Source organism: Enterobacter sp. 3U4, from assembly GCF_057224565.1.
On record NZ_CP136665.1, the window covers coordinates 4,332,202 to 4,354,954 of the forward strand.

The following is a 22,753-nucleotide window of genomic DNA, read 5'->3' on the forward strand; positions in this document are numbered from 1 at the left end:
GCCACCGGGCGACAAAACTACCTGAAACTCACCGCCTCACCCGCCTGCGCGGTCGCCGCCTGTTCCAGCAGATCCCAGAATGTTACGCCGCTGCGGTCGCAAACCCATTTCCCGTCTTTCAGATCGAAATGATAGCCGCCCTGTTTCGCGGCCAGCCAGACCTGGTGAAGCGGTTCCTGGCGGTTAATAATAATTTTGCTGCCATTTTCGAAGCTCAGGGTCAGAATACCGCCGTTGATTTCACAATCGATATCGCTGTCGCCGTCCCAGTCGTCAATACGCTCTTCGATGGTCATCCACAGGTTGTCGGCAAGGCGATGGAATTCACTGTCGTTCATGGTTTTGTTCCTGTTTTTCGTGATGCCGGCAGTATAACCCTAAATAATTCCCGTTGCAGGAAAGCGGCAAACTCTTGCTTTTGTGTCTTCTCCTGCGATGATAGAAACAGATTTGAACTTACGGGCAACTTTATAATGAAAAACGCTTTCCGAACGCTTGCCGTTCTCATCACGCTGTTTAGCCTGACTGGCTGCGGACTGAAGGGACCACTGTACTTCCCACCTGCGGATAAAACCGCACCGCCGCCGACGAAACCGGTTAACAGCGGCATTGAGTCTACCACGCCAAATACTAACGACCGTGGCGACAACGGTGGCCCGACTCAGGTTAATCTCTGACGACAACGTTCTGTACCCGCGCAATGGAGCAAATGATGCAGTTCTCTAAAATGCATGGCCTTGGCAACGATTTTATGGTCGTCGACGCGGTAACGCAGAATGTGTTTTTCTCCCCGGAACTGATCCGTCGCCTGGCGGATCGGCATCTGGGCGTGGGGTTCGATCAGCTGCTGGTGGTCGAGCCGCCGTACGATCCCGACCTCGATTTCCACTACCGTATTTTTAACGCGGACGGCAGCGAAGTTAACCAGTGCGGCAACGGCGCGCGCTGTTTTGCCCGCTTTGTCCGCCTGAAAGGGCTGACCAACAAGCGTGATATTCGCGTCAGCACGGCCAATGGTCGCATGGTGCTCAGCGTCACCGATGATGAGCTGGTGCGCGTGAACATGGGCGAACCTAACTTCGAGCCCTCCGTCGTGCCGTTTCGCGCAAACAAAGCGGAAAAGACCTATATTATGCGTGCGGCCGAGCAGACAGTATTGTGCGGCGTCGTCTCAATGGGTAACCCACACTGCGTGATTCAGGTTGATGATGTGGAAACCGCCGCGGTCGAAACGCTTGGCCCGGTGCTGGAAAGCCACGAGCGTTTCCCGGAGCGCGCGAACATCGGCTTTATGCAGGTGGTGAAGCGCGAGCACATTCGCCTGCGGGTTTACGAGCGCGGCGCGGGCGAGACTCAGGCCTGCGGAAGCGGCGCCTGTGCGGCGGTGGCCGTGGGCATCTCCCAGGGGTTACTGGCAGAAGAGGTTCGCGTGGAATTACCGGGCGGTCGGCTTGATATCGCCTGGAAAGGACCGGGTCATCCACTGTATATGACTGGCCCGGCGGCACATGTCTATGACGGGTTTATCCATCTATGAAACAACCAGGGGAAGAACTGCAGGAAACAGTGACGGAACTGGACGACAGAGCTGTTGTTGATTATCTGCTGCGCAATCCTGAGTTTTTTATTCGCAATGCACGCGTCGTCGAAGAGATGCGCGTGCCGCATCCGGTTCGCGGGACCGTGTCGCTGGTGGAATGGCACATGGCGCGCGCGCGCAACCATATCAATCAGCTTGAAGAGAACATGACTCTGCTGATGGAGCAGGCCAGCACCAACGAAAGCCTGTTCTATCGTCTGCTGCATCTGCAGGCGCGTCTGGCGTCGGCGCACAGCCTTGACGAGTTCCTCAGCCGCTTTCACCGCTGGGCCCGGGAGCTGGGGCTGGCAGGCGCAACGATTCGTCTGTTCCCTGACCGCTGGCGTATTGGCGCGCCGTCGGGGTTTACCCATCTGGCGCTCAGCCGTCAGGCATTTGAACCGCTGCGCATTCAGCGTCTGGGCCATGAGCACCACTATCTGGGGCCGCTGAACGGGCCTGAGCTGCTGGTGGTGTTACCTGAAGCCAAAGCGATTGGCTCGGTAGCGATGTCGCTGATGGGGCGCGATGGCGATCTGGGGGTCATGTTATTTACCAGCCGCGACGCGCATCACTATGAGCAGGGGCAAGCCACGCACCTGCTGCAGGAGATCGCCCTGATGCTGCCCGAGCTGCTGGAGCGCTGGATTGAGCGCGTATGACGGACGAACTTCTCGCCACTGACGTCTCGCGCTTTCTGCGCTATCTCGGCGTGGAGCGTCAGCTTAGCCCCATTACCCTGCTCAACTACCAGCGTCAGCTTGATGCCATCATGCAGATTGCCGACGAAATCGGCCTGAAAAGCTGGCAACAATGTGACGCTGCGACGGTACGCGGGTTCGTCGTGCGTAGCCGTAAAAAAAATCTCAGCCCGGCGAGCCTGGCGCTCAGGCTCTCCGCGCTGCGCAGTTTCTTCGACTGGCTGGTCAGCAAGGGTGGCTTAAAAGCCAACCCGGCAAAGGGGATCGCCACGCCGAAAGCGCCGCGCCATCTGCCTAAAAATATCGACGTCGATGACGTAAACCGCCTGCTGGATATCGACCTTAACGATCCGCTGGCCGTTCGCGACCGCGCGATGCTGGAGGTGATGTACGGCGCAGGGCTGCGTCTGTCTGAACTCGTCAACCTTGACCTCAAGCATCTCGATCTGGAATCGGGTGAAGTGTGGGTGATGGGTAAGGGCAGCAAAGAGCGCCGCCTCCCGATTGGCCGCAATGCGGTCTCCTGGATTGAACACTGGCTTGACCTGCGCGGGCTGTTTGGCACCGAAGAGGATGCGCTGTTCCTGTCGAAACTCGGTAAAAGGATCTCGGCGCGTAACGTGCAGAAGCGCTTTGCGGAGTGGGGCATTAAGCAGGGGCTGAATAGCCACGTGCACCCGCACAAGCTGCGCCACTCCTTTGCAACACATATGCTTGAATCGAGCGGCGATCTGCGTGGCGTGCAGGAACTGCTTGGCCACGCGAACCTGTCGACCACTCAAATCTATACCCACTTAGACTTCCAACACCTTGCCTCGGTGTATGACGCGGCGCATCCACGCGCCAAACGGGGGAAATAATGCGTTTTTACCGCCCACTCGGTCAGATCTCGGCCCTGACGTTTGACCTTGATGACACTCTTTATGACAACCGCGAGGTGATCCTGCGTACCGAGCAGGAGTCGCTGGCGTTTGTGCAGAACTACCATCCCGCGCTGAAGGCGATACAGAACAAGGACTTCCAGAAGCTGCGCCAGTCCCTGCGGGAGACCGAGCCGGACATTTACCACGACGTGACCGAATGGCGTCGTCGCGCGGTTGAGCAGGCGATGCTGAACGTTGGGCTGAGCGCGCAGGATGCCGCCATTGGGGCGGAAGCGGCCATGGAAAACTTCGCCAAATGGCGCAGCCGTATCGACGTGCCGCAGGAAACCCACGACACGCTGGCGAAGCTTGCCGAAAAGTGGCCGCTGGTGGCTATCACCAACGGCAATGCCCAGCCGGAGCTGTTTGGCCTCAGCGATTACTTTGAATTCGTGCTGCGTGCGGGTCCTCACGGGCGCGCGAAGCCGTTCAGTGACATGTACCATCTGGCGGCGGATAAGCTTAACCTGCCGCTGGGTGAGATCCTGCACGTGGGGGATGACCTGACCACGGACGTGGCTGGCGCCATCCGCTGCGGCATGCAGGCCTGCTGGATCAAGCCGGAAAACGCTGACCTGATGATCGCCTACGATAGCCGTCTTCTGCCGCACGTGGAAATTTCGCGGTTGGCATCCCTCACGACGCTGATATAATCATCAATTGTTCTGTATAAATTAACAGGGTTTTGGCGAATGCGATTCGCCTGCCCGACATGACGTGACGGTGCCAATGGACGTTTCTTACCTGCTCGACAGCCTTAATGACAAACAGCGTGACGCGGTTGCCGCCTCGCGCACCAACCTGCTGGTGCTGGCTGGAGCGGGCAGTGGTAAGACGCGCGTGCTGGTTCACCGTATCGCCTGGCTGCAGAGCGTGGAGAACTGCTCGCCGTATTCCATCATGGCGGTCACGTTTACCAACAAGGCGGCGGCGGAGATGCGCCACCGCATCGCGCAGCTGATGGGCACCAGCCAGGGCGGCATGTGGGTCGGTACCTTCCACGGTCTGGCGCACCGCCTGCTGCGTGCGCACCACATGGACGCCAACCTGCCGCAGGATTTCCAGATCCTCGACAGCGAAGACCAGCTCCGTCTGCTGAAGCGCCTGATCAAGGCGATGAACCTCGACGAGAAGCAGTGGCCGCCGCGTCAGGCGATGTGGTACATCAACGGTCAGAAAGACGAGGGGCTGCGCCCGCACCACATTCAGAGCTTCGGCAACCCGGTCGAGCAGACCTGGCAGAACGTCTACAAGGCCTATCAGGAAGCGTGCGATCGCGCCGGTCTGGTGGATTTCGCCGAGCTGCTGCTGCGCGCCCACGAGCTGTGGCTCAACAAGCCGCACATCCTGCAGCACTACCGTGAACGCTTCACCAATATCCTGGTGGACGAATTCCAGGATACCAACAACATCCAGTACGCATGGATCCGCCTGCTGGCCGGTGATACCGGCAAGGTAATGATCGTTGGCGATGACGACCAGTCTATCTACGGCTGGCGCGGGGCGCAGGTGGAGAACATCCAGCGCTTCCTCAACGATTTCCCCGGCGCGCAAACTATCCGACTGGAGCAGAACTACCGCTCAACCAGCAACATTCTGAGCGCGGCTAACGCCCTGATTGAGAACAACAACGGGCGTCTGGGTAAAAAGCTGTGGACCGACGGCGTCGATGGCGAACCGATTTCGATTTACTGTGCGTTCAACGAACTCGACGAAGCCCGCTTCGTGGTCAACCGCATCAAAACCTGGCAGGACAACGGCGGCGCGCTGGAGCAGTGCGCCATTCTCTATCGCAGCAACGCCCAGTCGCGCGTGCTGGAAGAGGCGCTGCTGCAGGTGAGCATGCCGTACCGCATTTACGGCGGCATGCGCTTCTTCGAACGTCAGGAAATCAAAGATGCGCTCTCGTATCTGCGTCTGATTGCCAACCGTAACGACGACGCAGCGTTTGAACGCGTGGTGAACACGCCAACCCGCGGGATTGGCGATCGCACGCTGGACGTGGTGCGACAGGCCTCGCGCGATCGCCAGCTGACGCTTTGGCAGGCGTGCCGCGAGCTGCTGCAGGAAAAAGCCCTTGCCGGACGTGCCGCCAGCGCATTACAGCGCTTCCTTGAGCTGATTGACGCCCTGGCGCAGGAAACCGCCGACATGCCGCTGCACGTGCAGACCGACCGGGTGATTAAAGACTCCGGCCTGCGCACCATGTACGAGCAGGAGAAAGGTGAAAAGGGCCAGACCCGTATTGAGAACTTAGAGGAACTGGTGACGGCAACGCGCCAGTTCAGCTACAACGAAGAAGACGAAGACCTGATGCCGCTGCAGGCGTTCCTCTCCCACGCCGCGCTGGAAGCGGGCGAAGGGCAGGCGGACACCTGGCAGGATGCGGTTCAGCTCATGACCCTGCACTCCGCCAAAGGCCTGGAGTTCCCGCAGGTGTTCATCGTCGGGATGGAAGAGGGGATGTTCCCGAGCCAGATGTCGCTGGATGAGGGCGGCCGTCTGGAAGAGGAGCGTCGTCTGGCCTACGTGGGCGTGACGCGCGCGATGCAAAAGCTGACGCTAACCTACGCTGAAACCCGCCGTCTGTACGGTAAAGAGGTCTATCACCGTCCGTCGCGCTTTATCGGTGAACTGCCGGAAGAGTGCGTGGAAGAGGTACGTCTGCGGGCGAGCATCAGCCGTCCGGTCAGCCATCAGCGCATGGGCTCGCCAATTGCGGAAACCGACACCGGCTACAAGCTGGGCCAGCGCGTGCGCCATTCGAAGTTCGGCGAAGGCACCATTGTGAATCTGGAAGGCAGCGGCGAGCACAGCCGCCTGCAGGTGGCGTTCCAGGGGCAGGGGATCAAATGGCTGGTGGCGGCCTACGCGAAGCTGGAAACAGTCTAACATTCAGAAAAATATCATTATTTTGCAATAATCTGCTAGCCTTATACAGTGAAGGTCAATTAATGCCCTTCAGCGTTCCGTTGCGTGTTGACGCCACAGTTATAGCTGGCGTAACATGCGCGCACGATTACGCTAAGAGGACATTCGCCTTGGACACACCCAGTAGATACTGGCTCAATTCCCTGTCATCCAGGAACAACTCCTAAGGCTATCTCCTCTTGCTGATGGCCTTAGTGGTTGTCAGCGACTGCTCTATTCCCGTCGCGCTGAGTCAGGCTGTTTAATGGTCTGAAACCCAATTTGTTTCTGTGTGCCCACCGAACTGTCCGATATTTTTTTGCATTGGGAGTCCCGGTCATGTTGAGCGCATTTCAACTCGAAAATAACCGACTGACTCGGCTTGAAGCCGAAGAGTCACAGCCCCTCATTGATGCCGTATGGGTGGATCTGGTCGAGCCGGACGACGATGAGCGCCTTCGCGTACAATCTGAGCTGGGGCAAAGCCTGGCAACGCGCCCTGAACTGGAAGACATCGAAGCCTCTGCGCGTTTTTTTGAAGACGAAGACGGTCTGCATATTCACTCCTTCTTCTTCTTTGAAGATGCCGAAGACCACGCGGGCAACTCCACCGTGGCGTTTACCATTCGTGACGGTCGTCTGTTTACCCTGCGCGAGCGCGAGCTGCCGGCATTCCGCCTCTACCGCATGCGTGCCCGCAGCCAGGCGATGGTAGACGGCAACGCGTACGAGCTGCTGCTCGATCTGTTCGAGACCAAAATTGAACAGCTGGCGGATGAAATTGAAAACATCTACAGCGATCTGGAAAAGCTGAGCCGCGTGATCATGGAAGGCCATCAGGGCGATGAGTACGACGAAGCGCTTTCCACGCTGGCGGAGCTGGAAGATATCGGCTGGAAGGTGCGTTTGTGTCTGATGGATACCCAGCGCGCGCTGAACTTCCTCGTGCGCAAGGCGCGTCTGCCGGGCGGTCAGCTGGAGCAGGCGCGTGAGATCTTACGAGATATCGAATCCCTGTTGCCTCACAACGAATCCCTGTTCCAGAAGGTCAACTTCCTGATGCAGGCGGCGATGGGCTTTATCAACATCGAGCAGAACCGCATCATCAAGATCTTCTCGGTGGTGTCCGTGGTGTTCCTGCCGCCGACGCTGGTGGCATCCAGCTACGGGATGAACTTCGAGTTTATGCCGGAGCTGAAGTGGAGCTTTGGTTACCCGGGGGCGATTATCTTTATGATCCTCGCGGGCCTGGCGCCGTATCTCTATTTCAAACGCCGGAACTGGCTGTAAAAATCTGGCGGGTGGCGCCGCGCTTACCCGCCCTACGATCGAATTCCCTCTCCCTGTGGGAGAGGGGGAGGGCAACATCACAGCCCTTTGCGCACCCTGCGCTGGGTATAAATCGCATCGGCGACGAAAATCGCCAGCGCTACCCAGATAAAGGCGAACGTCACCATCTTATCCGCACCCGGCACTTCGCCGTAGAACACCACTGCCAGCAGGAACATCAGCGTCGGGCCAATGTACTGGAAGAAGCCCAGCGTGGAGAGACGCAGACGTGTCGCTGCGCCGGTGAAGCACAGCAGTGGAATAGTGGTTACCACGCCCGCCGCCATCAGCATCAGGTTCAGCGACCACGGGTTGTTGCCCATGTGGCTGGTTGGGCTGTCGGCAATGCCGAAGAGATAAATCGCCGCCACCGGCAGCAGCCACAGGGTTTCAAACAGCATCCCCGTCTGCGCTTCCACCGCGATCTTCTTGCGTACCAGGCCGTAGAAGGCAAAGCTGAACGCCAGACCGAGGGCGATAATCGGCAGCGAGCCGAATGTCCACAGCTGCACCAGCACGCCGCAGAAGGCCAGAATCACCGCTAACCACTGCATCCGGCGGAAGCGTTCGCCGAGGAAAATCATCCCCAGCACAATATTCACCAGCGGGTTAATGAAGTACCCCAGGCTCGCCTCGAGCATGTGATGGTTATTCACCGCCCAGATAAACAGCAGCCAGTTGCCGCCAATCAGCACGGCAGAAAGTGCCAGCAGGAAGATCTTCTTCGGGGTTTGCAGCAGTGTTTTGACGCCCGACCACTGACGGCTGAGGCTCATCAGCGCAATCATAAAGAAGAATGACCAGATAACGCGGTGAGTCAGGATCTCGTCAGCCGGAACGTAGGCGATAAGCTTGAAGTACGCCGGGGCGATACCCCAAATAAAATAAGCGGCAAGGGCGAGTAAAACGCCCTGCCGCGTCTGTTTAGCATCCATCGGGAAAATCCGTTACAAAAAAGTGAATCAATTTTACCCGATTTTGCCGCCTCAACCCACCATATAAGTGGCGGTTGCGCTGGCGATATAAACCTGTTCTTCGTTGTGTAACTCAACGCGCGCCACGGCAACTTTATTCCCCGCGCGCAGCAGGCTGCTGGTACAGGTAAAGCGATTTCCGCGCCCCGGACGAAGATAGTCGACGCGCAAATCAATGGTGCCCATGCGCGCCAGGCGCTGGCGAAGTTCGTCTTCATTGATGGTGTCATGGCGCGTCAGCGTGCTGCCCACGCAGACCAGACCTGCCGCCACGTCAAGCGCGGAGGCAATCACGCCGCCGTGCAAAATACTTTGCGCCCAGTTACCCACCATCATCGGCTGGTTGTTGAAGCTCAGCTGAGCAAAGTCTTTCTCGTAACGCTCCAGCTCCAGTCCCAGCGCGCGGTTAAACGGCATATGGTAAACAAAAATCTCGCCCACGAGTTTTAACACTTCTTCGGCGGTAAGCATGGCTGACATGAGGCATCACATCCTTATTGTTAACGAAATGTTGATTTTATGCCGCGGCAACAAGGAATGCCACTTTCAGAAACGAGGATGCAGCAGTTGTCGCAGAAGTCTGTAGAATGTCCGCCACATAACTATTCAATCAATTTTACTCTTTTGCAGGAGAACACCACCGATGCGGACGTATCTGGCCTGGTTACTGGCGGCGGTTGCGCTGCCCCTCACAGCATATGCGCAGGAAGCGACAATCAAAGAGGTGCACGATAAGCCTGCCGTTCACGGTAGCATTATCGCAAACCTTCTTCAGGAGCATGACAATCCGTTCACGCTCTATCCGTATGACACCAACTACGTGATTTATACACAGACCAGCGATCTCAACAAAGAGGCGATAAGCTCCTATAACTGGTCTGATAATGCGCGTAAAGATGAGGTGAAATTCCAGCTCAGCCTCGCCTTCCCGTTCTGGCGCGGCATTCTGGGGCCGAACTCGGTGTTTGGTGCCTCTTATACGCAGAAGTCCTGGTGGCAGCTCTCTAACAGCGGGGAATCCTCGCCGTTCCGCGAAACCAACTATGAGCCGCAGCTTTTCCTCGGCTTCGCAACGGATTATGAATTTGCCGGGTGGACGCTTCGCGATGTAGAAGTGGGCTTTAACCATGATTCTAACGGACGTTCCGATCCGACATCCCGTAGCTGGAACCGCGCCTATACGCGCCTGATGGCGCAGAACGGTAACTGGATGGTGGAAGTGAAGCCGTGGTATGTGGTCGGCAGCACGGATGACAACCCGGATATCACCAAATATATGGGCTACTACCAGCTTAAAGTCGGCTACCAGTTGGGTGATGCCGTGCTGAGTGCGAAAGGCCAGTACAACTGGAACACCGGCTACGGCGGTGCGGAAGTGGGCTTAAGCTATCCGGTAAGCAAGCATGTTCGCCTTTATACGCAAGTCTACAGCGGTTACGGCGAGTCGCTTATCGATTACAACTTCAACCAGACCCGCGTCGGCGTGGGCGTGATGCTGAACGATATTCTCTAAGTTGCTCGAATGTTTTTGCGTTAAACGTTGAAGTTTCTCTCTCAGGCGCTGAAAATAGCGCCTGTTTCATTTCAGGCATATGGGGTTAACGTGGCGCAGGTGGAAGTATTGAATCAGGAGTCGCTGGCTAAACAGGTTTTGCATGAAACCTTTGGCTACCAGCAGTTCCGCCCTGGCCAGGAAACCATCATTGAAACGGTGCTGGAAGGCCGTGACTGCCTGGTGGTGATGCCGACCGGCGGCGGTAAATCCCTCTGTTATCAGGTGCCCGCGCTGGTGCTTAACGGCCTGACGGTCGTGGTATCCCCGCTCATTTCTCTGATGAAAGACCAGGTCGACCAGCTGCTCGCCAACGGCGTCGCGGCGGCCTGTCTTAACTCGACCCAAACCCGGGAGCAGCAGCAAGAGGTGATGGCCGGGTGCCGCACCGGGCAGATCCGCCTGCTGTATATCGCCCCGGAACGCCTGATGCTGGATAACTTCCTCGATCATCTTGCGCACTGGAATCCGGTTCTGCTGGCGGTGGATGAAGCGCACTGTATCTCCCAGTGGGGACACGATTTCCGCCCGGAATACGCCGCCCTCGGCCAGCTCCGTCAGCGCTTCCCCGAGCTGCCCTTTATGGCGCTTACCGCCACGGCGGATGACACCACGCGTCTGGATATTGTTCGTCTGCTGGGGCTGAACGACCCCTATATTCAGGTCAGCAGCTTCGACCGCCCGAACATCCGCTACATGCTGATGGAAAAGTTCAAGCCTCTGGATCAGCTCCTGCGCTACGTCCAGGAGCAGCGCGGCAAGTCCGGCATCATCTACTGCAACAGCCGCGCAAAGGTGGAAGACACCGCCGCGCGGCTGCAAAACCGCGGCTTTAGCGCCGCCGCGTATCACGCCGGGTTAGAGAACCACATCCGCGCCGACGTGCAGGAGAAATTCCAGCGCGATGACCTGCAAATTGTGGTCGCGACGGTGGCATTCGGCATGGGTATCAACAAGCCGAACGTGCGCTTTGTGGTGCACTTCGACATTCCGCGCAATATCGAATCCTACTATCAGGAAACTGGCCGCGCCGGGCGTGACGGCCTGCCTGCGGAAGCGATGCTGTTTTACGATCCGGCCGATATGGCGTGGCTGCGCCGCTGTCTGGAGGAAAAACCGCAGGGACAGCTGCAGGATATCGAGCGACACAAGCTCAACGCGATGGGCGCGTTTGCCGAAGCGCAAACCTGCCGTCGTCTGGTGCTGCTCAACTACTTTGGCGAAGGGCGACAGGAACCGTGCGGCAACTGCGATATCTGCCTGGATCCGCCGAAACAGTACGATGGCCTGATGGACGCGCGTAAGGCGCTCTCGACCATTTACCGCGTGAACCAGCGCTTCGGGATGGGCTACGTGGTGGAGGTGCTGCGCGGTGCCAACAACCAGCGTATACGCGACATGGGCCACGACAAGCTGCCGGTTTATGGGATTGGCAAGGAGCAGAGCCACGAGCACTGGGTGAGTATCATTCGCCAGCTCATTCACCTCGGCTTTGCCACGCAGAACATTGCTCAGCACTCCGCGCTTCAGCTTACGGAGGCCGCGCGTCCGGTGCTGCGCGGTGACGTTGAACTGAAGCTCGCCGTGCCGCGCGTCATCGCTCTGAAGCCACGCGTGATGCAGAAATCCTACGGCGGCAACTACGACCGCAAGCTTTTCGCCAAACTGCGCAAGCTGCGTAAAGCCATCGCCGACGAAGAGAACATCCCGCCTTACGTGGTGTTCAACGACGCGACGCTGATTGAGATGGCCGAGCAGATGCCGCTCAGCGCCAGCGAGATGCTCAGCGTCAACGGCGTCGGCACGCGCAAGCTGGAGCGCTTCGGTAAAGAGTTTATGGCACTCATCCGCTCTCACGCCGACGGAGACGATGAGGAGTAGTCAGCCGGGCGAAAAAGTGTCAGGATGATGACTCACTAAATTATTTCCCCGCGAGCTAATTATGTTAATGCTATTTCTCACCGTGGCATTAGTGCACATCGTTGCGCTGATGAGCCCTGGCCCAGACTTTTTCTTCGTGTCCCAAACGGCCGTAAGCCGCTCCCGCAAAGAGGCGATGATGGGCGTGCTCGGTATCACCATGGGCGTTATGGTCTGGGCGGCCGTTGCGCTGCTCGGTCTGAACCTTATCCTGGCGAAGATGGCCTGGCTGCATAACATCATTATGGTCGGCGGCGGTCTGTACCTGTGCTGGATGGGCTACCAGATGCTGCGCGGGGCGCTGAAGAAAGAAGAGAAAAAACCGCAAGAGCCAAAGGTGGAGCTGGCAACGGGCGGCCGCAGCTTTGTAAAAGGGCTGCTGACTAATCTGGCAAACCCAAAAGCGATTATCTATTTCGGATCGGTGTTCTCGCTGTTTGTCGGCGATAGCGTCGGTGCGGGCGCACGCTGGGGCATCTTCCTGCTGATCGTCGTGGAAACCTTTGCCTGGTTTACCATCGTGGCCAGCCTGTTCGCCTTACCGGCGATGCGCCGAGGCTACCAGCGTATCGCGAAGTGGATTGACGGCTTCGCCGGCGCGCTGTTCGCCGGCTTCGGCATTCATCTCATCATTTCTCGCTAAGCATGACGCGCTGACGCAAGCAGCGCGCCGACCAGCATAAACAGCGAGCCAAAGACTTTATTCAGGGCCTTCATCTGCTTAGGCCCTTTAATCCACGCCGCAATTCGCTGTGCCAGCGTCGCGTAACCAATCATCACGATGATATCGACGATAATGGTGGTCGCGCCCAGCACCACGTACTGCATCACCTGGGGCTGATGCGGTACGATAAACTGCGGGAACAGCGCGGCGAGGAACACAATGCTCTTCGGGTTGGTCAGGTTGACGAACACCGCACGCTTAAACAGATGGCCGCGGTTTTGCGTCTGCGCGAGCGTATTCAGGTTGATGGAGCCTGCCGCGCGCCACTGCTGGATGCCGAGCCAAATCAGATACGCCGCCCCGGCCCATTTCAGTACTTCAAACGCCAGCACCGAGCGGGAGAACAGGGTACCCAGACCAATCCCGACCAGCACGATATGGATGCCCAGCCCGGCCTGCAAACCGGCAATCGACGCCACCGCACCGCGATAGCCGTGGTTGATGGAGGTCGTCATGGTGTTAATAGCACCCGACCCCGGAGAAAGGCTGAGGATAATGGATGTCAGCAGGTAGGCGAACCACCACTCGAAGGTCATTTGAAACTCCCGAACCGTCTATTTTTATGCCACAATACGCTATTATTGAGTCATTTTGTGACCGGTGACGAAAAAAACGATATTCCCTGGATTACGTGAGTGGAAACCCAATGTTTCAGCAGAAAAAGGACTGGGAAACACGAGAAAACGCTTTTGCTGCTTTCTCTATGGGGCCGCTGACCGATTTCTGGCGGCAGCGTGAGGAAGATGAGTTTACGGGCGTCGGGGGCATCCCGGTGCGTTTCGTTCGTTTCCGAAATGAAAAAAATGACCGGGTGATTGTGGTCTGCCCTGGGCGTATTGAAAGCTACGTTAAATATGCCGAGCTGGCCTATGACCTGGTCCATATGGGGTTCGATGTATTGATCATCGACCATCGTGGGCAGGGGCTATCCGGGCGCATGCTTCCGGACACTCACCGTGGGCACGTCGATCGCTTCAGCGATTACGTCGACGATTTTGCCGCGTTCTGGCAGCAGGACGTTCAGCCCGGTCCCTGGCGTAAACGGTACATCCTTGCGCACTCCATGGGCGGCGCCATTTCGACGCTGTTTTTGCAGCGTTACGCGCATCAGTGCGACGCCATTGCGCTCACCGCGCCGATGTACGGTATCGTCATCCGATTCCCCGACTGGATGGTGCGTCATCTTCTTGACTGGGCTGAGGGCTATCAGCGCATTCGTGAAGGTTACGCCATAGGCACAGGACGCTGGCGCGCGCTGCCGTTCGCCATCAACGTCTTAACCCACAGTCGGCAGCGTTATCGCCGCAACCTGCGCTTTTATGCCGATGAACCACGCTTACGCGTCGGCGGCCCGACCTGGCATTGGGTGCGGGAGGGTATTCTGGCCGGTGAGCAGGTGCTGGCGGGCGTAGGCGATGATGACACGCCGACGCTTCTGATTCAGGCGGAAGAAGAGCGTGTGGTGGATAACCGCATGCATGACCGGTATTGTGAACTGCGCGCTGTAGCCGGTCACCCTTGTGAAGGGGGTAAACCGCTGGTCATTCACGGCGCGTTCCATGAGATCCTTTTTGAAAAGGACGCTATGCGCTCAGTCGCGCTCAACGCCATTGTTGAATTTTTCAACAGGCATAATTGATTGTTGTTTTCCACCAGAGGCTGAAATTCCTATGTACCAGGTTGTTGCATCTGATTTAGATGGCACGCTGCTTTCCCCCGACCACACCCTGTCGCCGTACGCGAAAGAGACATTAAAACTCCTGACTGCCCGAGGCGTGAACTTTGTGTTCGCCACCGGCCGCCACCACGTGGACGTGGGGCAGATCCGCGATAATCTTGAGATCAAATCGTACATGATCACCTCCAACGGTGCTCGCGTGCATGATACCGACGGCAACCTGATCTTTACTCACAATCTGGATCGCGATATTGCCGCCGATCTGTTTGGCGTGGTGCACAATAATCCGGCTATCGTCACGAACGTTTACCGTGACGACGACTGGTTTATGAACCGCCACCGCCCGGATGAAATGCGTTTCTTCAAGGAAGCGGTATTCAACTACTCCCTGTACGAACCGGGTCTGCTTGAGCCGGAGGGGATCAGCAAGGTGTTCTTCACCTGTGATAGCCATGAAGAGCTGCTCCCGCTGGAACAGGCGATTAACGCCCGCTGGGGCGATCGCGTCAACGTGAGCTTCTCAACGCTCACCTGTCTGGAAGTAATGGCGGGTGGCGTCTCCAAAGGCCACGCCCTGGAAGCGGTCGCGAAACGTCTGGGCTTCGAGCTTAAAGACTGTATCGCCTTTGGTGACGGCATGAACGATGCCGAAATGCTGTCGATGGCGGGCAAGGGCTGCATCATGCAGAACGCACATCAGCGTCTGAAAGATCTGCACCCGGAGCTGGAGGTGATTGGTTCTAACGCTGACAACGCGGTACCGAAATACCTGCGCAAGCTGTTCCTTGAATAATCTTCATTTGATTGTTTATTGCTCAGATGTCAACTAAAGAGTTCGCTACAATGCCTCTCCTTCTTTCTGAGAGACAAGCATTGTGGCGCTACTCATTATCACCACTATCCTGTGGGCCTTCTCCTTTAGCCTGATTGGCGAATACCTTGCCGGTTCAGTCGACAGCTACTTCTCGGTGCTGATGCGCGTGGGATTGGCGGCGCTGGTATTCCTGCCGTTTCTGCGCACGCGCGGACAGTCGCTGAAAACGATCGTGCTGTACATGCTGGTGGGGGCGATGCAGCTCGGCATCATGTACTTGTTCAGCTTCCGGGCTTACGTCTATCTGTCCGTCTCGGAATTCCTGCTCTTTACCGTACTGACGCCGCTCTACATCACGCTGATATACGATCTGCTGAGTAAACGCCGTCTTCGCTGGGGATACCTGCTGAGCGCGGCGCTGGCGGTGATCGGCGCGGCGATTATTCGCTACGACAAAGTGAGCGATCACTTCTGGACCGGGCTGATGTTCGTCCAGCTCGCCAACATCAGTTTCGCCATCGGCATGGTGGGCTACAAACGCCTGATGGAAACCCGTCCGATGCCGCAGCATAATGCGTTCGCCTGGTTCTACATGGGAGCCGCGATTGTCGCGGTGGCGGCGTGGTTTATGCTCGGTAACCCGCAAAAACTGCCGACAACCACCGTGCAGTGGGGCGTTCTGGTCTGGCTGGGCGTGGTGGCGTCAGGGCTGGGGTACTTCATGTGGAACTACGGCGCGACGCAGGTCGACGCCGGTACGCTGGGGATCATGAACAACGTGCATGTCCCGGCTGGGCTGTTGGTCAACCTCGCCATCTGGCAGCAACAGCCTCACTGGCCAAGCTTCCTTATTGGGGGAGCGGTGATCCTGGCTTCGCTGTGGGTCCATCGCCGCTGGGTCGCTCCGCGCTCCGCACAAACGGAAGGTGGTCGCACGCGTGGTTCCGCGCTGAGCGAATAAACGCCTCCGTAATCGGCTGACGCTGCTCGCCATCGCGCACGGCGGCGTACAGTCGGCTCCACAGTCCTTCACCCAGGGTTTTGGTCACCACCAGACCCTGGCGTTCAAAGCTCTCTACCACCCAGTGCGGCAGCGCCGCGATACCCATTCTGGCCGCCACCATCTGAATCAACAGCAGGGTGTTATCCACGCTTTTCAGCTGTGGGCTAATGCCCGCGGGCTGCAGGAAGTGGCGCCAGATATCCAGACGACTGCGCTGGACCGGATAAATCAGCAGCGTTTCCGTCGCCAGGTCTTCCGGCGTGATGCGCGTTTTGGCCGCCAGCGGGTGGTCCGGCGCCAGCACCAGGCGCACTTCATAATCAAACATCGGCGAATAATGCAGGCCACTGCGCGGCAGAATATCGGACGTCATCACCAGATCCAGCTCGCCCTGCTGCAGCGAGGGCTGCGGGTCAAAGGTCACGCCGGATTTAAAGTCCATCTCCACCTGCGGCCACTTCTGGCGGAAGTTCTCAAGCGCGGGGGTCAGCCACTGAATACAGCTATGGCACTCAATGGCGATACGCAGCGTTGTCTGCTGCGGTTCGTTACACGCCTGCAGCGCGCTGGCGATCTGCGGCAGGACCTGATTCGCCAGCTGCAACAGGATCTCGCCCTGGGGCGTAAAGCGCAGCGGCTGGCTCTTACGCACAAAAAGACGGAAGCCGAGGCGTTGTTCCAGATCGCTGAACTGGTGAGAAAGGGCGGACTGGGTCTGGTGCAGCGTGGCCGCCGCCGCCGCGAGCGAGCCGCAGTTCCGCAACGCTTGTAGCGTTTTCAGGTGTTTTATCTCGATCATGAAAGTCCTTCACTTCGCCATGAACATTTTGCGCTTGAGGAATATACAGTACCTGCCAATTATAGAAGTGTAAACATCTGGACGTCTAAATAACGAATTTCACAAGGGGTACACCATGACAATCCGCAATCACACTCTCGGTTTCCCTCGCGTTGGCCTGCGTCGCGAGCTGAAAAAAGCGCAAGAAAGCTACTGGGCTGGGAACGCAACCCGCGAAGAACTGCTGGCGGTGGGACGCGAGCTGCGCGCCCGTCACTGGGAGCAGCAAAAACAGGCGGGCATTGACCTGCTGCCGGTGGGCGATTTCGCCTGGTACGACCATGTTCTGACGACCAGCCTGCTGCTTGGCAACGTGCCGGCTCGTCATCAGAACAAAGATGGATCGGTAGATATCGATACCCTGTTCCGCATCGGCCGTGGCCGTGCGCCAACGGGTGAGCCAGCGGCAGCGGCGGAAATGACTAAGTGGTTTAACACTAACTATCACTATATGGTGCCGGAGTTCGTAAAAGGCCAGCAGTTTAAACTGACCTGGACGCAGCTTCTGGATGAAGTGGACGAAGCGCTGGCGCAGGGCCACCAGGTGAAACCCGTGCTGCTTGGGCCGGTGACGTACCTGTGGCTGGGCAAAGTAAAAGGCGAGTCGTTTGACCGACTCAGCCTTCTGAAGGATATTCTGCCGGTCTACAAACAGGTGCTGATTGAGCTGGGCAAACGCGGCATTCAGTGGGTGCAAATCGACGAACCCGCGCTGGTGCTCGAACTGCCGCAGGCATGGCTCGATGCCTTCAAACCGGCGTATGACGCGCTCACCGGTCAGGTAAAACTCTTGCTGACGACCTATTTTGAAGGCGTGACGCCGAACCTGAACACTATTACCGCGCTGCCGGTGCAGGGCCTGCATGTAGACTTTGTACACGGTAAAGATGATGTGCTGGAGCTGCACAAGCGCCTGCCCGCAGACTGGCTGCTGTCCGCTGGCCTGATTAACGGTCGAAACGTCTGGCGTGCCGATCTCACCGAGAAATACGCACAAATAAAAGACATCGTCGGCAAACGTGAGCTATGGGTGGCCTCTTCCTGTTCCCTGCTGCACAGCCCGATCGATCTGAGCGTGGAGACCCGCCTGGATGCCGAGGTGAAAAGCTGGTTTGCCTTCGCCCTGCAAAAATGCGAAGAGCTGACGCTGCTGCGCGACGCGCTGAACAGCGGCGACACGGCGGCGATTACCGAATGGAGCGCCCCGATCCAGGCGCGTCGTCACTCGGCACGCGTGCACAATCCGGCGGTGGAAAAACGCCTGGCGGCCATCACCGCCCAGGACAGCCAGCGTAAGAGTCCGTATGAGGTGCGCGCCGAAGCGCAGCGTGCCCGCTTCAACCTGCCTGCGTGGCCGACCACTACCATTGGTTCCTTCCCGCAAACCACCGAAATCCGCGGCCTGCGTCTGGACTTCAAAAAGGGCAACCTGGATGCGAATCACTACCGCACCGGTATCGCCGAACACATCAAGCAGGCGATTATCGAGCAGGAGCGGCTGGGGCTGGACGTGCTGGTGCACGGTGAGGCCGAGCGTAACGACATGGTGGAATACTTCGGTGAGCACCTTGACGGCTTCGTCTTTACACAGAACGGCTGGGTGCAGAGCTACGGCTCCCGCTGCGTGAAGCCGCCGGTGGTGATCGGCGACGTCAGCCGTCCGGAAGCGATCACCGTGGAGTGGGCAAAATACGCGCAGTCCCTGACCGACAAGCCGGTAAAAGGCATGCTTACCGGTCCGGTGACGATTCTTTGCTGGTCCTTCCCGCGCGAAGACGTGACCCGTGAAACTATTGCGAAGCAAATCGCGCTGGCGCTGCGTGATGAAGTGGCGGATTTGGAAGCCGCAGGCATTGGTATTATTCAGATTGACGAACCGGCCCTGCGCGAAGGCTTGCCGCTGCGCCGTAGCGACTGGGATGCTTACCTGCAATGGGGCGTGGAGGCGTTCCGCATCAACGCCGCGGTGGCGAAGGACGACACCCAGATCCACACCCACATGTGTTACTGCGAATTTAACGACATCATGGATTCGATTGCCGCGCTGGACGCCGACGTAATCACCATCGAGACATCGCGCTCAGACATGGAGCTGCTGGAGTCGTTTGAAGAGTTCGACTACCCGAATGAAATCGGGCCGGGCGTGTACGACATTCACTCCCCGAACGTGCCGAGCGTGGAGTGGATTGAAGCCCTGTTGAAAAAAGCGGCCCAGCGCATTCCGGCGGAACGTCTGTGGGTGAACCCGGACTGCGGCCTGAAAACCCGCGGCTGGCCGGAGACGCGCGCCGCGCTCGCCAACATGGTAAAAGCGGCGCAGAATTTGCGTCAGGCGTAGGTGCTGGATGGCCCGGTAAGGCGTAGCCGCCACCGGGCTTTTTTGTTATTACGCTTTCTTACTGCCGTACTGGCTAAACCACCCCAGCATCCTCTGCCAGCCGTCTTTGGCCGATTCCGCGTGATAGCTCGGACGATAATCGGCGTTAAACGCATGCCCGGCATCCGGGTAGACCACAATCTCCGCCTTCGCATTTGCCGCACGGAGCGCATGGCGCATGGTCTCTACCGAATCCAGCGAAATACCGGTGTCCTGACCGCCGTAAAGCCCTAACACGGGGGCATTCAACTCGGTGGCGATATCAACCGGATGTTTCGGTGAATTCAGCGTTTTTTCACCTACCAGTTTTCCGTACCAGGCGACAGCGGCTTTGAGCTGCGGGTTATGCGCCGCATACAGCCAGCTAATGCGTCCGCCCCAGCAGAAACCGGTGACCAGCAGACGATGCGGATCCCCGCCGTTGCGCGCCGCCCAGCTCGCGACGTGGTCGAGATCGGCCAGCACCTGCGCGTCCGGGACTTTGCTGACCAGGTTGCTGAGCAAGGTGGGAATATCGCTGTAGTCGTTCGGATCGCCCTGACGGAAGTAGAGCTCTGGCGCAACGGCCAGATACCCTTCCAGCGCCAGCCGGCGGCAGAGGTCGCGAATGTGTTCGTGAACACCAAATATCTCCTGAATCACAATCACGATGGGCAGCGGGCCGTCTGCCGATTTTGGCCGGGCGTGATAAGCAGGCATATTCTCCCCCTGCGAGGGAATGGAGGTCTCGCCCGCGGTAATTGCCGCTTCTGGCGTCGACACGATGGTTGAAGCATGTGGGGCCGCAGCAGGTGCAAAACCGGTTTTTTCAGTCATGGCATTCTCCGTACCAATCAGTTAGCGCAAAGGTAAATATAGACACCAGGTTAACAACTCACAGTGCCTTAAACGGTCTATCTTTTGTGCAGCACCTGACGATATAACTTGTTAATGTGATGTAAATCACTTTTTGATGGAAAATCAATGCAATCATTTTCATTCATGGTGAGATGCGTCACGAAATTATGCTTACTGCTTCTGTAAAGTACCGTTTTACTTCTTCTGACTAACCGACCCACAGAGGAGTCACCTATGTCTAAGTCTGATGTTTTTCATCTCGGCCTCACTAAAAACGATTTACAAGGGGCTACGCTCGCTATCGTCCCTGGCGATCCTGAGCGTGTGGAAAAGATCGCCGCGCTGATGGATAAGCCGGTCAAGCTGGCTGCCCATCGTGAGTTCACCACCTGGCGCGCTGAGCTGGATGGCAAAGCGGTGATCGTGTGCTCTACCGGTATCGGTGGTCCGTCTACATCAATTGCTGTTGAAGAGCTGGCACAGCTGGGCATCCGTACTTTCCTGCGTATCGGCACCACTGGCGCTATCCAGCCGCACATTAACGTCGGCGACGTGCTGGTTACGACCGCATCTGTACGTCTGGACGGTGCAAGCCTGCACTTTGCACCGATGGAATTCCCGGCAGTGGCTGATTTCGAATGCACCACCGCGCTGGTTGAAGCCGCTAAATCCGTGGGCGCGACCACTCACGTGGGCGTAACCGCCTCTTCCGATACCTTCTACCCGGGCCAGGAGCGTTACGACACCTTCTCTGGCCGCGTAGTTAGCCGCTTCAAAGGCTCAATGGAAGAGTGGCAGTCGATGGGCGTAATGAACTATGAGATGGAATCCGCCACGCTGCTGACCATGTGCGCAAGCCAGGGTCTGCGTGCCGGTATGGTGGCGGGCGTAATCGTCAACCGTACCCAGCAGGAGATCCCGAACGCTGAAACCATGAAGCAGACCGAAAGCCATGCGGTGAAAATCGTGGTTGAAGCCGCGCGTCGCCTGATCTAGTCCTCTCCTTTCTAAATCAAAGGCCGACACGTTCGGCCTTTATATTTTGCGTAGCGCCTCGCAGGAAAACCCTTTCAAACTGGACGTTTATACAGCACAATTCTATTTTGTGCGGGTAATACGTTGATGCAGGGGGCATTGTGGATATCTCAATCCTGATTTATGCGGTGATTGCGCTGGCGGGCGTGGCGATAGGCTGGCTGATGTCCAGCTATCAGCATGCGCAGCAGAAGGCCGATCAGCTGGCTGAACGCGAAGAGATCGTCGCCGATTTAAGCGCGGCCAGGCAGCAGCTTGCACTGAGTGAACACTGGCGTGACGAGTGTGAACTGCTCAACAACGAGATGCGCAACCTGCGTGATATCAATACGTCGCTGGAAGCCGATCTCCGTGAAGTGACCACCCGCCTGGAATCCACTCAGCTGCATGCGGAAGATAAAATCCGCCAGATGATCAACAGCGAGCAGCGCCTCAGTGAACAGTTTGAAAACCTCGCGAACCGCATTTTTGAGCACAGCAACCGACGCGTTGACGAACAAAACCGCCAGAGCCTGAACAGCCTGCTAACGCCGCTGCGCGAGCAGCTGGACGGTTTTCGTCGTCAGGTGCAGGACAGTTTTGGTCAGGAAGCCCGTGAGCGGCATACCCTGGCGCATGAGATTCGCAATCTTCAGCAGCTAAATGCCCAGATGGCGCAGGAAGCGGTCAACCTGACCCGCGCGCTTAAAGGGGATAACAAAACCCAGGGCAACTGGGGAGAAGTAGTGTTGACCCGCGTACTGGAAGCCTCTGGTCTGCGGGAAGGGTATGAATACGAAACGCAGGTGAGTATCGAAAATGATGCCCGCTCCCGCATGCAGCCGGATGTGATTGTGCGGCTGCCGCAGGGTAAAGATGTGGTGATTGACGCCAAGATGACCCTGGTAGCGTATGAACGTTACTTCAACGCGGAGGATGACTACACCCGCGAATCGGCGCTGCAGGAGCACATTGCCTCCGTGCGCAATCATATTCGCCTGCTCGGCAGAAAAGACTACCAGCAGCTGCCGGGTCTGCGCTCGCTGGACTATGTCCTGATGTTTATCCCGGTAGAGCCCGCATTTCTGCTGGCCCTCGACAGGCAGCCTGAGCTTATCACCGAAGCGCTCAAAAATAACATTATGCTGGTCAGCCCCACCACGCTGCTGGTGGCCTTACGCACCATTGCGAACCTGTGGCGCTATGAGCACCAGAGCCGCAACGCGCAGCAGATTGCCGATCGTGCCAGCAAGCTGTACGACAAAATGCGCCTTTTCGTGGACGACATGTCATCAGTCGGGCAGAGCCTGGACCGCGCGCAGGATAACTACCGTCAGGCGATGAAAAAACTCGCCTCGGGACGTGGCAATCTGCTGGCGCAGGCTGAATCATTCCGCACCCTGGGAGTAGAAGTTAAACGCGAGATTAATCCGGAATTGGTTGAACAGGCCACCGCCCAGGACGACGAGTTTCGCCTGCGTGAAGGTGCTGACGAACAAAAGACAAACAGTGAAGACAACACGTTAGCGGCGGATTTATCACCAGACGAGACTCCGGCGCGTTTCTTTCGCGGTGGTTGA

23 protein-coding genes are annotated in these 22,753 nt (G+C 57.6%); 17 read left to right on the forward strand and 6 right to left on the reverse strand.

Annotation, left to right across the window (positions count from 1 at the left end; all coding sequences use genetic code 11):
- Window positions 1–17 precede the first annotated feature (17 nt).
- Window positions 18–338, reverse strand: a complete 321-nt coding sequence (gene cyaY, locus RVY89_RS20590; protein WP_484826322.1) for an iron donor protein CyaY — start codon at window positions 336–338, stop codon at window positions 18–20.
- Between the two features lie 135 nt (window positions 339–473).
- Between cyaY and lptM the strand changes: the two genes are divergently transcribed.
- From lptM to corA, 8 genes are all read left to right on the forward strand, one after another.
- Entirely contained in the window at window positions 474–677 is a 204-nt protein-coding gene (gene lptM / locus RVY89_RS20595) for an LPS translocon maturation chaperone LptM (protein WP_024907980.1), read from the forward strand.
- Between the two features lie 35 nt (window positions 678–712).
- Window positions 713–1,537, forward strand: a complete 825-nt coding sequence (gene dapF, locus RVY89_RS20600) for a diaminopimelate epimerase (RefSeq protein ID WP_008501545.1) — start codon at window positions 713–715, stop codon at window positions 1,535–1,537.
- Window positions 1,534–2,241, forward strand: coding sequence for a DUF484 domain-containing protein (locus RVY89_RS20605; protein WP_048989630.1), 708 nt, complete (start codon window positions 1,534–1,536; stop codon window positions 2,239–2,241). The genes dapF and RVY89_RS20605 overlap by 4 nt, the downstream gene beginning before the upstream one ends.
- On the forward strand, window positions 2,238–3,140 hold the full coding sequence (gene xerC, locus RVY89_RS20610) for a tyrosine recombinase XerC (RefSeq protein WP_484826323.1): 903 nt from the start codon (window positions 2,238–2,240) through the stop codon (window positions 3,138–3,140). The genes RVY89_RS20605 and xerC overlap by 4 nt, the downstream gene beginning before the upstream one ends.
- Window positions 3,140–3,856: a 5-amino-6-(5-phospho-D-ribitylamino)uracil phosphatase YigB gene (gene yigB / locus RVY89_RS20615; RefSeq protein WP_484826324.1), complete on the forward strand. Its 717-nt coding sequence runs from the start codon at window positions 3,140–3,142 to the stop codon at window positions 3,854–3,856. The genes xerC and yigB overlap by 1 nt, the downstream gene beginning before the upstream one ends.
- A gap of 76 nt (window positions 3,857–3,932) precedes the next feature.
- Entirely contained in the window at window positions 3,933–6,095 is a 2,163-nt protein-coding gene (gene uvrD / locus RVY89_RS20620; protein WP_023333805.1) for a DNA helicase II, read from the forward strand.
- A gap of 149 nt (window positions 6,096–6,244) precedes the next feature.
- On the forward strand, window positions 6,245–6,301 hold the full coding sequence (gene ysgD, locus RVY89_RS20625; RefSeq protein WP_212743980.1) for a YsgD/CorL family protein: 57 nt from the start codon (window positions 6,245–6,247) through the stop codon (window positions 6,299–6,301).
- A 151-nt stretch (window positions 6,302–6,452) separates the two neighbouring features.
- Window positions 6,453–7,403 (forward strand): magnesium/cobalt transporter CorA, encoded by a 951-nt coding sequence (corA, locus tag RVY89_RS20630; protein WP_008501540.1) that lies wholly within the window; start codon window positions 6,453–6,455, stop codon window positions 7,401–7,403.
- A 77-nt stretch (window positions 7,404–7,480) separates the two neighbouring features.
- Here corA and rarD read toward each other — a convergent pair whose 3' ends face one another.
- The gene (gene rarD, locus RVY89_RS20635; RefSeq protein WP_484826325.1) at window positions 7,481–8,377 is read right to left on the reverse strand and encodes an EamA family transporter RarD; all 897 of its coding nucleotides are present in this window, start codon (window positions 8,375–8,377) and stop codon (window positions 7,481–7,483) included.
- A 51-nt stretch (window positions 8,378–8,428) separates the two neighbouring features.
- Window positions 8,429–8,896: an acyl-CoA thioesterase YigI gene (gene yigI / locus RVY89_RS20640; RefSeq protein WP_008501538.1), complete on the reverse strand. Its 468-nt coding sequence runs from the start codon at window positions 8,894–8,896 to the stop codon at window positions 8,429–8,431.
- A gap of 163 nt (window positions 8,897–9,059) precedes the next feature.
- Between yigI and pldA the strand changes: the two genes are divergently transcribed.
- From pldA to rhtC, 3 genes are all read left to right on the forward strand, one after another.
- On the forward strand, window positions 9,060–9,929 hold the full coding sequence (gene pldA, locus RVY89_RS20645; RefSeq protein ID WP_133295316.1) for a phospholipase A: 870 nt from the start codon (window positions 9,060–9,062) through the stop codon (window positions 9,927–9,929).
- 90 nt (window positions 9,930–10,019) lie between these two features.
- Window positions 10,020–11,849: an ATP-dependent DNA helicase RecQ gene (gene recQ / locus RVY89_RS20650; RefSeq protein ID WP_484826326.1), complete on the forward strand. Its 1,830-nt coding sequence runs from the start codon at window positions 10,020–10,022 to the stop codon at window positions 11,847–11,849.
- A 61-nt stretch (window positions 11,850–11,910) separates the two neighbouring features.
- Window positions 11,911–12,531, forward strand: coding sequence for a threonine export protein RhtC (gene rhtC, locus RVY89_RS20655; RefSeq protein WP_025757538.1), 621 nt, complete (start codon window positions 11,911–11,913; stop codon window positions 12,529–12,531).
- Here the strand turns inward: rhtC and rhtB are convergent.
- On the reverse strand, window positions 12,528–13,148 hold the full coding sequence (rhtB, locus tag RVY89_RS20660) for a homoserine/homoserine lactone efflux protein (protein WP_111963537.1): 621 nt from the start codon (window positions 13,146–13,148) through the stop codon (window positions 12,528–12,530). The genes rhtC and rhtB overlap by 4 nt on opposite strands.
- 110 nt (window positions 13,149–13,258) lie before the next feature.
- Here rhtB and pldB point away from each other — a divergent pair, with 110 nt between their 5' ends.
- The 3 genes from pldB (at window position 13,259) to RVY89_RS20675 (ending at window position 16,065) form a co-directional block, all read left to right on the forward strand.
- Window positions 13,259–14,251 (forward strand): lysophospholipase L2, encoded by a 993-nt coding sequence (gene pldB / locus RVY89_RS20665; protein WP_484826327.1) that lies wholly within the window; start codon window positions 13,259–13,261, stop codon window positions 14,249–14,251.
- A gap of 31 nt (window positions 14,252–14,282) precedes the next feature.
- Window positions 14,283–15,083 (forward strand): sugar/pyridoxal phosphate phosphatase YigL, encoded by an 801-nt coding sequence (gene yigL, locus RVY89_RS20670; protein WP_021242854.1) that lies wholly within the window; start codon window positions 14,283–14,285, stop codon window positions 15,081–15,083.
- Between the two features lie 82 nt (window positions 15,084–15,165).
- Window positions 15,166–16,065, forward strand: a complete 900-nt coding sequence (locus RVY89_RS20675; RefSeq protein WP_484826328.1) for a carboxylate/amino acid/amine transporter — start codon at window positions 15,166–15,168, stop codon at window positions 16,063–16,065.
- Here RVY89_RS20675 and metR read toward each other — a convergent pair.
- Window positions 15,953–16,906 (reverse strand): HTH-type transcriptional regulator MetR, encoded by a 954-nt coding sequence (metR, locus tag RVY89_RS20680; RefSeq protein ID WP_024907993.1) that lies wholly within the window; start codon window positions 16,904–16,906, stop codon window positions 15,953–15,955. The genes RVY89_RS20675 and metR overlap by 113 nt on opposite strands.
- A 115-nt stretch (window positions 16,907–17,021) precedes the next feature.
- Here metR and metE point away from each other — a divergent pair, with 115 nt between their 5' ends.
- Window positions 17,022–19,283 carry a 5-methyltetrahydropteroyltriglutamate--homocysteine S-methyltransferase gene (metE, locus tag RVY89_RS20685; RefSeq protein ID WP_484826329.1) on the forward strand — a complete coding sequence of 754 codons (2,262 nt, stop codon included), beginning with the start codon at window positions 17,022–17,024 and terminating at the stop codon, window positions 19,281–19,283.
- A gap of 48 nt (window positions 19,284–19,331) precedes the next feature.
- On the opposite strand, the gene RVY89_RS20690 is transcribed toward metE, so the two are convergent.
- The gene (locus RVY89_RS20690; protein WP_484826330.1) at window positions 19,332–20,138 is read right to left on the reverse strand and encodes a dienelactone hydrolase family protein; all 807 of its coding nucleotides are present in this window, start codon (window positions 20,136–20,138) and stop codon (window positions 19,332–19,334) included.
- Window positions 20,139–20,393: 255 nt separating this feature from the next.
- Here RVY89_RS20690 and udp point away from each other — a divergent pair, with 255 nt between their 5' ends.
- Complete coding sequence (gene udp / locus RVY89_RS20695) at window positions 20,394–21,155, forward strand: uridine phosphorylase (RefSeq protein ID WP_003860792.1); 762 nt, start codon at window positions 20,394–20,396, stop codon at window positions 21,153–21,155.
- A 140-nt stretch (window positions 21,156–21,295) separates the two neighbouring features.
- Window positions 21,296–22,753 (forward strand): DNA recombination protein RmuC, encoded by a 1,458-nt coding sequence (gene rmuC, locus RVY89_RS20700; protein ID WP_484826331.1) that lies wholly within the window; start codon window positions 21,296–21,298, stop codon window positions 22,751–22,753.

Excerpts from the sequence above, each read along its gene's own strand:
- cyaY (WP_484826322.1), bottom strand. The coding sequence starts at position 338 with ATGAACGACAGTGAATTCCATCGCCTTGCCGACAACCTGTGGATGACC.
- lptM (WP_024907980.1), top strand. The coding sequence starts at position 474 with ATGAAAAACGCTTTCCGAACGCTTGCCGTTCTCATCACGCTGTTTAGC.
- dapF (WP_008501545.1), top strand. The coding sequence starts at position 713 with ATGCAGTTCTCTAAAATGCATGGCCTTGGCAACGATTTTATGGTCGTC.
- RVY89_RS20605 (WP_048989630.1), top strand. The coding sequence starts at position 1,534 with ATGAAACAACCAGGGGAAGAACTGCAGGAAACAGTGACGGAACTGGAC.
- xerC (WP_484826323.1), top strand. The coding sequence starts at position 2,238 with ATGACGGACGAACTTCTCGCCACTGACGTCTCGCGCTTTCTGCGCTAT.
- yigB (WP_484826324.1), top strand. The coding sequence starts at position 3,140 with ATGCGTTTTTACCGCCCACTCGGTCAGATCTCGGCCCTGACGTTTGAC.
- uvrD (WP_023333805.1), top strand. The coding sequence starts at position 3,933 with ATGGACGTTTCTTACCTGCTCGACAGCCTTAATGACAAACAGCGTGAC.
- corA (WP_008501540.1), top strand. The coding sequence starts at position 6,453 with ATGTTGAGCGCATTTCAACTCGAAAATAACCGACTGACTCGGCTTGAA.
- rarD (WP_484826325.1), bottom strand. The coding sequence starts at position 8,377 with ATGGATGCTAAACAGACGCGGCAGGGCGTTTTACTCGCCCTTGCCGCT.
- yigI (WP_008501538.1), bottom strand. The coding sequence starts at position 8,896 with ATGTCAGCCATGCTTACCGCCGAAGAAGTGTTAAAACTCGTGGGCGAG.
- pldA (WP_133295316.1), top strand. The coding sequence starts at position 9,060 with ATGCGGACGTATCTGGCCTGGTTACTGGCGGCGGTTGCGCTGCCCCTC.
- rhtC (WP_025757538.1), top strand. The coding sequence starts at position 11,911 with ATGTTAATGCTATTTCTCACCGTGGCATTAGTGCACATCGTTGCGCTG.
- rhtB (WP_111963537.1), bottom strand. The coding sequence starts at position 13,148 with ATGACCTTCGAGTGGTGGTTCGCCTACCTGCTGACATCCATTATCCTC.
- pldB (WP_484826327.1), top strand. The coding sequence starts at position 13,259 with ATGTTTCAGCAGAAAAAGGACTGGGAAACACGAGAAAACGCTTTTGCT.
- yigL (WP_021242854.1), top strand. The coding sequence starts at position 14,283 with ATGTACCAGGTTGTTGCATCTGATTTAGATGGCACGCTGCTTTCCCCC.
- metR (WP_024907993.1), bottom strand. The coding sequence starts at position 16,906 with ATGATCGAGATAAAACACCTGAAAACGCTACAAGCGTTGCGGAACTGC.
- metE (WP_484826329.1), top strand. The coding sequence starts at position 17,022 with ATGACAATCCGCAATCACACTCTCGGTTTCCCTCGCGTTGGCCTGCGT.
- RVY89_RS20690 (WP_484826330.1), bottom strand. The coding sequence starts at position 20,138 with ATGACTGAAAAAACCGGTTTTGCACCTGCTGCGGCCCCACATGCTTCA.
- udp (WP_003860792.1), top strand. The coding sequence starts at position 20,394 with ATGTCTAAGTCTGATGTTTTTCATCTCGGCCTCACTAAAAACGATTTA.